This window comes from Methylobacterium isbiliense (genome assembly GCF_022179325.1).
In the GTDB taxonomy this organism is placed as follows: domain Bacteria; phylum Pseudomonadota; class Alphaproteobacteria; order Rhizobiales; family Beijerinckiaceae; genus Methylobacterium; species Methylobacterium isbiliense.
This window is the reverse complement of sequence record NZ_BPQQ01000004.1, coordinates 65,979-78,761: the sequence shown is the minus strand read 5'-3', so window position 1 is coordinate 78,761 and position 12,783 is coordinate 65,979. Positions and strand designations below refer to the sequence as shown.

General features: G+C 73.7%; 10 protein-coding genes. 6 read left to right on the top strand and 4 right to left on the bottom strand.

Going from position 1 to position 12,783, the window contains the following annotated elements; translation table 11 throughout:
• Window positions 1-124 precede the first annotated feature (124 nt).
• From MFF61_RS02055 to MFF61_RS02035, 5 genes are all read left to right on the top strand, one after another.
• Complete coding sequence (locus MFF61_RS02055) at window positions 125-1,474, top strand: multicopper oxidase family protein (protein WP_238233450.1); 1,350 nt, start codon at window positions 125-127, stop codon at window positions 1,472-1,474.
• Window positions 1,471-2,655 carry a di-heme oxidoredictase family protein gene (locus MFF61_RS02050; RefSeq protein WP_238233449.1) on the top strand — a complete coding sequence of 395 codons (1,185 nt, stop codon included), beginning with the start codon at window positions 1,471-1,473 and terminating at the stop codon, window positions 2,653-2,655. Before MFF61_RS02055 ends, MFF61_RS02050 begins: the two co-directional genes overlap by 4 nt.
• A 108-nt stretch (window positions 2,656-2,763) precedes the next feature.
• On the top strand, window positions 2,764-3,885 hold the full coding sequence (locus tag MFF61_RS02045; RefSeq protein ID WP_238233448.1) for an imelysin family protein: 1,122 nt from the start codon (window positions 2,764-2,766) through the stop codon (window positions 3,883-3,885).
• A complete protein-coding gene (locus MFF61_RS02040) occupies window positions 3,882-5,021 on the top strand; it encodes a DUF1513 domain-containing protein (RefSeq protein WP_238233447.1) in 1,140 nt (379 codons plus the stop codon). The genes MFF61_RS02045 and MFF61_RS02040 overlap by 4 nt, the downstream gene beginning before the upstream one ends.
• A gap of 103 nt (window positions 5,022-5,124) precedes the next feature.
• Entirely contained in the window at window positions 5,125-6,579 is a 1,455-nt protein-coding gene (locus MFF61_RS02035) for a phospholipase D-like domain-containing protein (protein ID WP_238233446.1), read from the top strand.
• A gap of 34 nt (window positions 6,580-6,613) precedes the next feature.
• Here MFF61_RS02035 and MFF61_RS02030 read toward each other — a convergent pair whose 3' ends face one another.
• The 3 genes from MFF61_RS02030 to MFF61_RS02020 all read right to left on the bottom strand — a co-directional run bounded on the left by MFF61_RS02030 (window position 6,614) and on the right by MFF61_RS02020 (window position 9,332).
• Window positions 6,614-8,158 (bottom strand): cation:proton antiporter, encoded by a 1,545-nt coding sequence (locus tag MFF61_RS02030; protein ID WP_238233445.1) that lies wholly within the window; start codon window positions 8,156-8,158, stop codon window positions 6,614-6,616.
• Window positions 8,159-8,277: 119 nt separating this feature from the next.
• A complete protein-coding gene (locus MFF61_RS02025) occupies window positions 8,278-8,493 on the bottom strand; it encodes a hypothetical protein (RefSeq protein WP_238233444.1) in 216 nt (71 codons plus the stop codon).
• 92 nt (window positions 8,494-8,585) lie between these two features.
• Window positions 8,586-9,332: a YebC/PmpR family DNA-binding transcriptional regulator gene (locus tag MFF61_RS02020; protein WP_238233443.1), complete on the bottom strand. Its 747-nt coding sequence runs from the start codon at window positions 9,330-9,332 to the stop codon at window positions 8,586-8,588.
• 369 nt (window positions 9,333-9,701) lie between these two features.
• Here MFF61_RS02020 and MFF61_RS02015 point away from each other — a divergent pair, with 369 nt between their 5' ends.
• Entirely contained in the window at window positions 9,702-10,106 is a 405-nt protein-coding gene (locus MFF61_RS02015) for a Ros/MucR family transcriptional regulator (RefSeq protein WP_238233442.1), read from the top strand.
• Window positions 10,107-10,224: 118 nt separating this feature from the next.
• Here MFF61_RS02015 and lon read toward each other — a convergent pair whose 3' ends face one another.
• Complete coding sequence (lon, locus tag MFF61_RS02010) at window positions 10,225-12,648, bottom strand: endopeptidase La (RefSeq protein ID WP_238233441.1); 2,424 nt, start codon at window positions 12,646-12,648, stop codon at window positions 10,225-10,227.
• Between the last annotated feature and the right edge of the window lie 135 nt (window positions 12,649-12,783).

The window sequence follows — 12,783 nt, the reverse complement described above, 5'->3', positions numbered from 1 at the left end:
CCGCCGCGGGCTCCTCGCCGCCGGGATCGGGGCGGCGGGCACGGCCCTGCTCCGGCCCGGCCGGGCGGCCGACGACCCGCTGGCGCTCCCCTTAGGCCCCGCGGACGGCCCGTCCCGCACGCAGGTGCTCACCCTTACGGCCCGCGAGCGGCCCGCGGCGATCCTCGGCCCGGGGCGGCCGGAGAGCCGGGTCTGGTCCTTCACCGAGGCGGGGCAGCCCCTGTTTCCGGTCCTGCGCGCGCGGGTCGGGGACCGGCTGCGCGCCACCCTCGACAACCGTCTGCCCGTCCACACCTCGATCCACTGGCACGGGGTGCGGGTGCCGAACGGCATGGACGGCGTGCCCTACCTGACGCAGCCCCCGGTGCGTCCCGGCGAGACCTTCGCGTACGATCTCGCGCTGCCCGATCCGGGCACCTACTTCCTGCATCCGCATTGCGATGAATCGGGGCAGGCGGGCCGCGGCCTGATGGCGGTGCTGGTCGTGGAGGGCGACGCGCCCGCGGACTACGCCGATGCCGACCTCGTGGTGGCGATCAAGGATTGGCGGCTCGCCGCGGAGGGCGGCTTCCTGCCCTTCGAGACCCGCGAGGGCGCGGGCCGGGCCGGGACCTTCGGCACCGTGCGGGGCGTGAACGGCACGGCCGGGCCGATGCGGGCCGCGGTGCCCCCGGGCGGGGACGTGCGCCTGCGCCTGCTCAACCTCGACGGCACCCGGATCGTGCAGGTCGGCGTGGAGGGCGGCGCGGCGGCCCTGATCGCCACTGACGGCCAGCCCCTCGGCCCCCTCCCTCTCGACGGTGACGTCGATTCCTGGCGCCTCGGCCCGGCCATGCGCGCCGACCTGCTCGTGCGCGCCCCCGCCCGGCCGGGGGAGATCCTGCGGGTCGTCGATTACGGCTCGGCCGAGCCCTGGACCATCGCCGAACTGACGGCCTCAGGCGCGCCCGCGGCCCGGGGAGCCTTCGCGCCCGCCCCCCTCTACGCCTCGCGCGTGCCGCGGGTCGCCGATCCGGCGGCGGCCGAGCGCCGGACCTTCCGGTTCGGCGCCTCCTCGGGCGGCTCGCTCGCGGACGCGATCCCGCCGGGCGACCCCCTGGCCAGGGTGCTCCTCGACAGCCTCTGCGTGCGCGACACCAGCCTGTGGGCGATCAACGCCAAGTCCTGGCCGCACGGCCCCGGCGCGGTGCTGCCCCCGCCCCTCGACAGCCTGGAGGCGGGCCGGCCCTACCTGTTCGAGTGGATCAACCTCACGCCCCACCCGCACCCGATCCACCTGCACGGCCACACCTTCGAGGTGATCTCCGCCTCGCGCCAAGCCCTGCCGCGCCACCTCGCCGACACCGTGATCCTCAACCCGCGCGAACGGGTCGAGGTCGCCTTCGTGGCGGCGCCGGGCGATTGGATGCTCCACTGCCACATCCTCGAACACCTCGAATACGGGATGATGGGCTATCTCAGGGTCGCCGCGTGAGGCGCCGCCTCGCCCTGGCGGCGGCGCTGACCGCCATGGCGGCGGCGCAAACGGCCGCTCCTGCGGCCCAGGCGGGCGATCTCGACGCGCTGATCGGGCGGGCGCTGTTCCGGCGGGCCTGGATTCCCGGCACCGCCTCGGCCACGGCCAATGACGGGCTCGGGCCGCTCTACAACGCGCGGGCCTGCAGCGCCTGCCACCAGGGGCTCGACGGGCGGCCCGTGGCGGTCGCCCCGGACGGGCGGGTGACGGGCGAGAACCTGGTCCTGCGCCTGTCCGACGCCGCGGGCGCCCCCGATCCGGCCTATGGCCGCCAGATCCAGACCGCGGGCGTGCCGGGCGTCGATCCCGAGGGGACGGTGCGGCGGGACGGAAACGGCCGCTACCACCTCGCCGATTCCGCCTACGGCCCCCCGGCCGCGGGCGTGCGGGTGGGCGCCCGCGCCGCGCCGCCGCTGCGCGGCCTCGGGCGCCTCGCCGCGGTGCCGGAGGCCGCCATTCTGGCGCTCGCCGCGTCCCAGGCCGGCGGCGGGCTGCGCGGGCGCGCCCACCGGCCGGAGGGCCCGGAGGGTCCGGTCGGCCGCTTCGGCGCCAAGGCCACGGCGGCGACGCTGGAGGCGCAGGTGGCGACCGCCTTCGCCCTCGATCTCGGCCTCTCGACGGCGGAGCGCCCGGCCCCGGGCGGCGACTGCACGCGCATCCAGGCCGCCTGCCTCGCAGCCGTTCGCGGCGACGCGCGCCCGGAGATCGGCGCGGCCCTCGTGCGCCACATCGCGCGCTACCTCGCCTCGCTGGAGCCCCCGCCCGCGCCGGCCCCGGACCCGGCCGGCGAGCGCCTCTTCGCCGAGGCCGGCTGTGCCGCCTGCCACCGGCCGGCCCTGCCCTCGCCCGACGGGCCCGTGCGCGCCTTCACCGACCTTCTCCTGCACGATCTCGGCCCCGACCTCGACGGGGGCGCGACGGAGCCCGGCATCGCCCCGACCGAGTGGCGCACCGCGCCCCTCTGGGGCCTGGCGCGGCGCCTCGCGCTCGGCGCCGGGCTCCTGCACGATGCCCGTGCGGCCGGCGTGGCGCAGGCCGTGCGCCTGCACGGCGGCGAGGCTGCGGCGAGCCGCCGCCGCGCCGAGGCGCTGCCGGAGGCGGAGCGGGCGCGGCTCTTCGCCTATGTCGGGTCGCTGTAGATGGCGACCGTTCCGCGCTTCCGCCGCGCGCCGGTCCCGACCGGGGCGCGGGCGAGCCTCGCCCGATCCGTCATCGGGCACGCAAGATACTGACTCATGGACCACAGCATGATCCGCAGATCTGAGAGCGCCCGCACCTCCGCGGCGCCGAGCGTGCGCGGCCGGCCGACCCGCCGCTGGCTCCTCGGCCTCGCCGCGGCGGCGCTCGTCGCGCACCGCGCCCGCGCCGCCGCGCCCGACCACCGGGCCACGGCCCTGCGGCTCGCGCGCGAGGTCGCGGTTCCCCGCTACCATGTCCTCGCCGAAGCGACTGCCGCCCAGGACGCCGCGTGGCGCGCCTTCGCGGCCGGGGCTCGGGCGGATGCGGCGGGGCTCGACGCGGCCTTCCAGGCCGCCGCGGATGCCTGGGCGGGCATCGAGATGGTGCGCTACGGCCCCGTGGACGAGGATTCCCGCTACGAGCGCATGGCCCACTGGCCGGAGCGCCGCGGGGCGATCGGCAAGGCGCTCGCCGACCTCCTCGCCGCCTCCGACGCACTCACCCCGGAGCGGCTGCGGCGGGCGAGCGCCGCCGCGCAGGGCCTCTCGGCCCTCGAACGCCTGCTCTACGGCGAGGATCCGGAGAGCACCGCAGCGCTGCGGCGCGACCTCGCGGGGCCGGCGGGCGACCGGCGCCGGGCGCTCGGCGCGGCGATCGCGCAGGGCCTCGCGCGCAATGCCGCGGCGACGCTGGCGGGCTGGACCGGACCGGAGGGCCTGACGGCCCGGCTGGAGGGCGGAAGCCCGGAGGCGGCGCGCGAGGCGGTGACGCGGCTCGCCACCGACCACCTCGCCTTCCTGGAGGCGATCGCCGACGCGAAGATCGGCACGGTGCTCGGCCGCAGCGCGGACGAGGCCCGGCCCCTGGCGGCGGAGGGCTGGCGGGCCGGCCGGTCGCTGCGGGCGATCCGGGTCAATCTCGACGCCGCCGACGCCTTCACCCGCACGGCCCTGGCGCAGGACGCCGCGGCGCTGGCTTCCGTGCTGGCCGGCCTCGACACGCCCCGCGCCGTCGCGGGCCGGCTCGCGGCCGGCACCGCGTCGCTGGGCGATCTCGCGTCCGATCCGCAGCAGCGGGTGCGCGTCCTGCTCCTGCGCGACGCGGTCCGCTCCGCCTCCGCGGTGTCCGAGCCGATCCTGTCCGAGGCGCTCGGCGTCACGGTGGGCTTCAACAGCCGCGACGGAGATTGAAGCTGCTCGACCGCCGCTCCTTCCTGGCCGCCCTCGCGGCCGCCCTCGCGGGTCCCGGCCGCGCCGCGGCGGGCGGTCCCGTCTACCTCTCCGCCTGCCTCGACCCGGGCGGACGGGAGGGCGACTCGGTGGCGGCCTTCGACGGCGACGGGCGCCTCCTCTACGCGACGCGGCTGCCCGCCCGCGGCCACGGCGCGGCGGCGCGGCCGGGCCACGGCGAGGTGGTGGTGTTCGCCCGCCGGCCCGGCAACTGGGCGGCCGTGGTGGAGCGCACGACCGGCAGGGTGCTGCGCCTGATCACCACGCCGCCCGACCGCCACTTCTTCGGCCACGGCACCTTCTCGCCCAACGGCCGGCTCCTCTACGCCACCGAGAACCGCGCGGGCGCCGACGATCCCGGCGCGGGCGAGGGCGTGCTCGGGATCTACGACGCCGCCGCGGCCTATGCCCGGGTGGACGAGCGCCCGACCCATGGCCTCGGCCCCCACGATCTCGCCCTGCTGCCGGGCGGGCCGATCCTGATCGCCAACGGCGGCACGCGCACCCAGCCCGGCACCGGCCGCGAGATCCTGAACCCCGACGCGATGGCGCCGAGCCTCGTCCTGCTCGATCCGGCGAGCGGCCGCGCGCTCCTCAAGGCCGATCTCGGTCCTGCCCTGCGGGGCCTGAGCATCCGCCACCTCGCGGTGGCGGGCGACGGCGAGGCGGTCTTCGCCTGCCAGTGGGAGGGCGCCCCGGAGGACGGTCCGCTCCTCGTCGGCGTGCTGCCGCGGGGTGGTCCGCCGCGCCTGCTGCCGATGCCGGAGGACGACCTCGCGGCGCTCGACAACTACGTCGGCTCGGTGGCGCTGTGCGGCGCGGAGCGGGTCATCGCGGCGACCTCGCCGCGGGGCAACACGGTGGCGTTCTTCGAGCGGGGCAGCGGACGCTATCTCGGCCGGCGGCGCATGCCGGACGTCTGCGGGGTCGCGCCCGCCGCTCCGGCCGCCGGCGCGGCCGCGGGCCTGTTCGTGGTCACCTCCGGGCATGCCGGGGTCGCCACCCTGGGCGCCGCCGACGGGCAGGCCCTGCGCCGCCTCGGCGGCAGCGACCTCGCGGCCCGGGCCTGGGACAACCACGTCCGGGTGCTGGGCTAGACGAAGGACGCGCCCGCCGCGTCAGTGCGGCGCTGCAACGCTCCGCCCGCTCGGTGGTTCTGGTGTGGGGTGCCGCCGGACCCCGGGAACACGAGGGCCGAGAGTGTCGGACGCAGCCACGAGGATGGACCACGTGCCGGTGCAGGCCGCGCGGCCGGAGGCGGAAGCGGAGCTGTTCGTGCCCGGCCGCAACTGCTGGCGCGTCGCGCGGGCCGGCCGCGCCGCGGTGCTGATCGACGCCGCCGCCTATTTCGCGGCGCTGGAGAGCGCGCTGCGGCAGGCCCGGCACAGCATCACCATCATCGGCTGGGACTTCGACGGCCGCATCCGCCTGCGCGAGGACGCGCCGGAGGAGGAATCCCCGCCGCTCGGCCCGTTCCTGCGCCTGCTCGTGGAGGCGCGGCCCGATCTCCACCTGCGCATCCTCCTGTGGAGCATCGGCACCGTGCACGGCCCGGGGGCGGCGCTGCCGATGCTGTTCGGCGCCGAGTGGATGAAGCACCCGCGCATCGCCGTGAAGCTCGACACGCGCCACCCGATCTACGCCGCCCATCACCAGAAGATCGTCTGCATCGACGATGCCCTCGCCTTCGCGGGCGGGATCGACCTCACGGTGGGGCGCTGGGACACCCCCGACCACTGGCCCGACGATCCGCGCCGGATCGATCCCGACGGCGAGCCCTACGGGCCGGTCCACGACACCCAGATGGCGGTGGACGGCGAGGCCGCCCGCGCGATCGGCGAACTGGCGCGCGAGCGCTGGCGGGCCGCCACCGGCGAGGCCCTGCCGCCCCTGGGCGGGGCGGCGCCGCTCTGGCCCGCGGGGCTCGCGGCCGACTTCACCGACATCCCGGTTGCCATCGCCCGCACCATGCCGGCGCTCGCCGACCAGGAGAGCGTGGAGGAGGCGGCGGCGCTCACCGCCGACATGCTGCGGCGCGCCCGGCACACGGTCTTCATCGAGGCCCAGTACCTCACGGCGGCCTACGTCGCCGACATCCTGGCCGAGCAGCTGGAGCGGCCGGGCGGCCCGGAGATCCTCGTGGTGCTCACGCGCCGCTCGCACAGCCTGCCCGAGCGCGTGGCGATGGGCTCGCCGCGCGACCGCATCATCCGCCGCCTGCGCGCCGCCGACCGCGAGGGCCGCCTCTTCATCGGCTATCCGGGCTGCGAGGGCCGGGACGGCGAGTGCCAGGTGCTGGTGCACTCCAAGCTCATCGTCGTGGACGACACGGCGCTGCGGGTCGGCTCCTCGAACCTCAACAACCGCTCGGTCGCGCTCGACACGGAATGCGACTTGGCCGTGGAGGGCACCGATGCGGCGACGCGCGCGACCATCACGGCCCTGCGCGACCGGCTCGTCGCCGAGCACCTCGCCCTCCCGCCCGAACGGGTGACGGAGGCGATCGCCCGGGAGGGCTCGCTCCTCGGGGCGCTGCGGCGCCTCAACCGCGGCCCGCGCTCCCTGCGCCCCTTCGACGTGCCGGAGGAAGACAGCCTCATTGACCCCCTGCTCGGGGCCGACCTGCTCGACCCGGAGCGGCCGTTCGGGAGCTGACCCGCCGTCCGGACGATCCCGTCCGGACGGCGGGTCAGAGGTCGTCGCGGGGCGTGGCGCTCAGCTCCGCCCAGTCCAGTTCCTCCTCGAGGCAGGCATAGGCGTCGTCGCCGATCGCGCCGCGCTGGCGCAGGTCATGGATCGCGCCGCGCGCGGCCCGGATCGCCCGGCGGCGCGGCGCGTCCGCCGGCAGGGCGGCGGGCGCCCTCCCCTCCCGGTCCCGGTCGGCCTCGCGCAGCGCGGCCTCGAACTCGTCGCGCAACGCCGCCGTGTGCGGCGAGCGGTCTCCCGCGAGGCTGTCGAGGGCGGCGCGGTAGGCCGCGGCCCGGGCGACGCCCGCCTCGCGCCCGACGACGTCGTCGCCGCGCAGGGAGAACCACGCCAGGAGCGGCCGCAGGCTCAGGCCCTGCAGCACCAGCGTGCCGAGGACGACGCAGAAGGCGGTGAGCACCGCGAGGTCCCGGTGCGGAAAATCCTGCGGCAGCGCGAGGGCGAGCGCCGCCGTGACGACGCCGCGCATGCCGCACCACGCGACCACGGTGGCGGCCGGCAGGCTCGCGGGCGCCGGCCCCCGCAGCATCCCGAGGCGGCGCGCCAGCCGCGCCGCGCCGTTGGCGCCCATCACCCAGGCGAGGCGCACCAGCACGGCGGTCAGGACCACGAGGGAGGCGACGAGGGCGGCCTGCTCGCCCTCGTGCGCCGCCAGCTCGTCGAGGATCGGCCCGATCTGGCTGCCGATCAGCACGAAGGCGAGCACGTTGAGGATGAAGACCGCGGTCTCCCACACGGCGTTCGAGGGCACGCGCAGGCGGGCGGGCGTCATCGTGGCCGAGAGGCGCGCCAGCGTGATGCCGAAGGTGACGACCGTGAGGACGCTCGACAGGCCGATCCGCTCCGCCAGCAGCCAGACGCCGAAGGTCGAGACGAACTGGAGCACGATGGTGCTCGGCGCATCGGTGACGCGGCGCAGGAGCTGGGCGTAGAGCCATGCCAGCGCCGGGCCGGCGATGAGGCTGCCCACCACGCCGACGAGGAAGGCCGGGAGCACGTCGCCGGCCGAGACGCTGCCGCCTACCGCCGCCGCAACGGCGAACCGGTAGATCAGGAACGACGAGGCGTCGTTGAACAGGCTCTCGCCCTTGAGGATGGTGACCAGGCGGTGCGGTAGCGAGACGTGACGCAGCACCGAGAGGGCCGCCACCGCGTCCGGCGGCGCCACGATGGCGCCGAGCGCGATGCAGGCGGCGAGCGGCATGTCCGGCACCAGCCAGCGCACCACCAGGGCCACCGCCGCCGTGGTGAGGCCGACCGCGCCGATCACGAGGCCGGCGATCGGCAGCCAGTTCACCCGCATGTCGCGCAGCGAGGTGTCGAATCCGGCATCGAGCAGCACCGGCGCGAGGAACAGCGCCAGCACGAGATCGGGATCGAGCCGCAGTTCCGGCACGCCCGGCACGAAGGCGAGTCCGACCCCCCCGAGGGCGAGCAATGCCGGAAACGGGGCTCTCAGCCGCCGTGCCAGGGCCGCCAGCAGCACGGCGGCCATCAGGACGCCGACGATCCATTCGAAGACGAGCATGGGCTCCCGGGAACAGCATGGGCTCGGCCGCAGCGGCGAGCGCTTCGGCGAAGACTGCTGAAGCCGGAGACAGATAGGGCAGCCCGCGCCCTTATACACCCTGCGGGTATGAGCGAGGCTCACGCCTCCGGCGGCAGCTCCGCCGTCAGGGCCGCGATCTCGCCGGGGCGCAGGATGTGGCCGTCCGCCATGATGATCCAGATCCGGCGCTCGCGCGGGGCCGCCCGGGCCGTCCGCACCGCCTCGCGCAGCGTCACGGTCCCGCGATCCTGCGGCTCGTCACCCTCGGCCTCGGGCCAGACCACGACCTGCGCCGGTTCATTCCAGTCCGTCATGCGGGCAAGACATCACGGCATTGCGGCAGGGGAACGGCACGATGTGCCGTCCCAAGTCACGAAGCCGTGTGGCCCGCCTCAAGTCTGGGGGTTCAAGCCTGGAGCTTGGCCATCACGGCGTCCGAGACCGCGAAGTTCACGAACACGTTCTGGACGTCGTCCTGGTCCTCGATCATCTCGACGAGACGGACCAGCTTCTCGGCGGTCTCGTCGTCGACCTCGACGGTGTTCTGCGGGCGCCAGACCAGGGCCGTGCGGCGGGGCTCGCCGAAACGGGCCTCCAGCGCCTTGGCGACCTCGCCGAGCGCCCCCTGCTCGCAGGTGACCTCATGGCCGCTCTCGTCCGACCGCACGTCGTCGGCCCCCGCCTCGATGGCGGCCTCCAGCATCGTGTCGGCATCCGCCACGCCCGCCTCGAAGGCGACGAGGCCGACATGGTCGAACATGAAGGACACCGCCCCGGTCTCCGCGAGGCTGCCCCCGGCCTTGGTGAAGGCCGAGCGGACGTCGGAGGCGGTGCGGTTGCGGTTGTCGGTCTGCGCCTCGACGATCAGGGCCGCGCCGCCCGGGCCGTAGCCCTCGTAGCGGATCTCCTCGTAGGTTTCGGCGTCGCCGCCGGCCGCCTTCTTGATCGCCCGCTCGATGTTGTCCTTGGGCATGTTCTCGGCGCGGGCGGCGAGGACCGCCGCGCGCAGGCGCGGGTTCATGGCCGGATCGGGGGTGCCGAGCTTGGCCGCGACCGTGATCTCGCGCGCGAGCTTGCCGAAGACCTTCGAGCGGACCGCATCGACGCGGCCCTTGCGGTGCATGATGTTCTTGAACTGCGAATGACCGGCCATGGAACTCCCCGGGGCGATGATGCGCGGGCGGAGATCCCCGCCGGGGAGGACCTCGACGCCGCCGCGATGAGACAGAGGCGGGTTATAGAGGCGGGGGCCGCCGCAGCACAATCAGCCGTGCGGGCGCGGGGCCGGCCCGGCGCGCCGGCGGCTCGGGCGGCATCGCCGAGCCTTCTCTGCAAGGCCTGTATTACCCTGGCGCATGGGTAGACGTCGGCTCGGTCGATCTCTGCCGCAGGCGTCTCCGATCGTATCGCAACCAAACCGATCCGATACTCTCGTGTAAAACTGTCGCATTCCGCGAAATAAACATTGACGCGATGGCCCGCTGAACGCATGGGGCTGTCACTCTGTGAACCGGAGCACCCGATGCAGGACCAAGACCAAGAAATCGAACTGATCGAACGCGCCACCGACATCGTCGCGGCCTACGTTTCGAACAACTCCGTGCCGCTGGCCGATCTGCCCGGCCTGATCGGCGCCGTGCACACGTCGCTGGTGCGGCTCCGGGCACCCGTGGCGGCCGAGCCGGAGAAGCCGGTTCCCCTGATGCCGATCAAGAAGACGGTGACGCCGGACTACCTCATCAGCCTGGAGGACGGCCGGCAGTACAAGTCGCTCAAGCGCCACCTCTCGACGCGCGGCCTCACCCCCGAGCAGTACCGCCAGAAGTGGGGTCTGCCGCACGATTACCCGATGGTGGCGGCCAACTACGCCGCCCAGCGCTCGGAACTCGCGAAGAACAGCGGGCTCGGCCGGCGCCGCAGCGCCTGAGCCGGGATCAGGCCCGCCCGGCCGCACGGCCGGAGCGGGGCGTGGACAGCAAGAAAGGCCCCGGACGGCGACGTCCGGGGCCTTTCTTCATGTCGTGGGATGCCGGTGAGCGGTGGCGTCAGTGCGCCACCAGCCCCGATGCATCGTCCTCGGTGCGGTTCTGGGTCGAGGCCGGCAGGGTCTCGTCCCATTCGATCGCCTCGGGGAGGCGCACCAGCGCCTTCTCCAGCACCTGGTCCATCCGCGAGACCGGGATGATCTCGAGACCGTTCTTCACGCTCGCCGGGATGTCGGCGAGGTCCTTGGCGTTCTCCTCGGGGATCAGCACCGTCTTGATGCCGCCGCGCAGCGCCGCCAGGAGTTTTTCCTTGAGGCCGCCGATCGGCAGCACCCGGCCCCGCAGCGTCACCTCGCCGGTCATGGCGATGTCGCGACGCACCGGGATGCCGGCGATGACCGAGACGATGGCGGTCGCCATGGCGATGCCGGCGGACGGCCCGTCCTTCGGGGTTGCCCCCTCCGGCACGTGGACGTGGATGTCCCGGCGCTCGAACAGCGGCGGCTCGACGCCGAAGTCGACGGCCCGCGAGCGGACGTAGGAGGCGGCCGCGGAGATCGACTCCTTCATCACGTCGCGCAGGTTGCCGGTGACCGTCATCTTGCCCTTGCCGGGCATCATGACGCCCTCGATCGTGAGCAGCTCGCCCCCGACCTCGGTCCAGGCCAGACCCGTGACCACCCCGACCTGATCGTCCGCCTCGACCTCGCCGTAGCGGAAGCGCGCCGGGCCGAGATAGGTGTCGAGGTTGTCGGCCGTGATCGTCACGCTCTTCACCTTGGAGATCAGGATCTCCTTCACCGCCTTGCGGATCAGGTTGGAGATCTCGCGCTCCAGGTTCCGCACGCCCGCCTCGCGGGTGTAGCGGCGGATCAGGAGCAGCAGGCCGTCCTCGGCGATCGACCACTCGGCCGCCGCGAGCCCGTGCTTCTTGAGCGCGTTCGGGATCAGGTGGCGCCGCGCGATCTCGACCTTCTCCTCCTCGGTGTAGCCGGCGATGCGGATCACCTCCATCCGGTCGAGCAGGGCCGGCGGGATGTTGAGGGTGTTGGCCGTCGTCACGAACATCACGTGCGAGAGGTCGTAGTCGACCTCCAGGTAATGGTCGTTGAAGGTCGCGTTCTGCTCCGGATCCAGCACCTCGAGCAGCGCCGCGGACGGGTCGCCGCGGAAATCCATGCCCATCTTGTCGATCTCATCGAGCAGGATGAGCGGGTTCGAGGTCTTGGCCTTGCGCATCGACTGCACGATCTTGCCGGGCATCGAGCCGATATAGGTGCGCCGGTGACCGCGGATCTCGGCCTCGTCGCGCACGCCGCCGAGCGACATGCGCACGAACTCGCGGCCCGTGGCCTTGGCGATCGACTTGCCGAGCGAGGTCTTGCCGACGCCGGGGGGACCGACGAGGCAGAGGATCGGGCCGGTGAGCTTGTTCGCGCGCTGCTGCACCGCGAGGTACTCGACGATGCGCTCCTTGACCTTGTCGAGACCGAAATGGTCGGAATCGAGCAGGCTCTGGGCGCCGAGCAGGTCCTTCTTGATGCGCGAGCGCTTGCCCCACGGGATGCCGAGCATCCAGTCGAGGTAGTTGCGCACCACCGTCGCCTCGGCCGACATCGGCGACATCTGGCGCAGCTTCTTCAGCTCCGCCATCGCCTTGTCGCGGGCCTCCTTCGACAGATTGGTCTTCTCGATCTTGTCCTCGAGTTCGGCGAGTTCGTCGCGGCCGTCCTCGTCGCCGAGCTCCTTCTGAATGGCCTTCATCTGCTCATTCAGGTAGTACTCGCGCTGGGTCTTCTCCATCTGCCGCTTGACGCGGGTGCGGATGCGCTTCTCGACCTGCAGCACCGAGATCTCGCTCTCCATCAGCGAGAGCACGCGCTCCAGCCGCTCGGCGACGGTCGGGATCTCGAGGATCGCCTGCTTGTCGGAGATCTTGACCGCGAGGTGCGAGGCGACCGTGTCGGCGAGCTTGGAGGGCTCCTCGATCTGGACCACCGCCGAGACCACCTCGGGCGAGATCTTCTTGTTCAGCTTGACGTAGTTCTCGAACTCCGAGATCACCGAGCGCGCGAGCGCCTGCGCCTCGATGCGGTCGCCAAGGTCGTTGGGGAGCGTCTCGGCTTCCGCCGCGTAGAACTCGTCGGAGCGCACGAAGGTGCGGATCTTGGCGCGGCCCGCGCCCTCCACCAGCACCTTGACGGTGCCGTCGGGGAGCTTCAGGAGCTGGAGCACCGAGGCGAGGGTGCCGATGGTGTAGATCGCGTCGGTGGCCGGGTCGTCGTCGGTGGCATTGACCTGGGTGGCGAGCAGGATGTGGCGATCGGCCTTGACCGCCTCCTCCAGCGCGCGGATCGACTTCTCGCGCCCGACGAACAGCGGCACGATCATGTGCGGGAAGACCACGATGTCGCGCAGCGGCAGAACCGCGTAGGTCCCGGTGGAGCCGGGGACGACGGGCTGGCGCGATTTCGGCTGGGTCATTGACTGACTTCCTTGATGGGGGCGCCCTTGACGTTCCGCACCTTCGAGGATGAACAGGCGGAACGAGGGTCCGACCGGGCCGCGGGGGTCGGAGGGAGAGGCGGCCGGGCCGCGGCACCGCACCTCCGAGTGAGC

What these genes read in the sequence shown, in the direction of transcription:
- lon (WP_238233441.1), bottom strand. Translation starts at nt 12,648, where the DNA reads ATGACCCAGCCGAAATCGCGCCAGCCCGTCGTCCCCGGCTCCACCGGG.
- MFF61_RS02045 (WP_238233448.1), top strand. Translation starts at nt 2,764, where the DNA reads ATGATCCGCAGATCTGAGAGCGCCCGCACCTCCGCGGCGCCGAGCGTG.
- MFF61_RS02015 (WP_238233442.1), top strand. Translation starts at nt 9,702, where the DNA reads ATGCAGGACCAAGACCAAGAAATCGAACTGATCGAACGCGCCACCGAC.
- MFF61_RS02025 (WP_238233444.1), bottom strand. Translation starts at nt 8,493, where the DNA reads ATGACGGACTGGAATGAACCGGCGCAGGTCGTGGTCTGGCCCGAGGCC.
- MFF61_RS02020 (WP_238233443.1), bottom strand. Translation starts at nt 9,332, where the DNA reads ATGGCCGGTCATTCGCAGTTCAAGAACATCATGCACCGCAAGGGCCGC.
- MFF61_RS02030 (WP_238233445.1), bottom strand. Translation starts at nt 8,158, where the DNA reads ATGCTCGTCTTCGAATGGATCGTCGGCGTCCTGATGGCCGCCGTGCTG.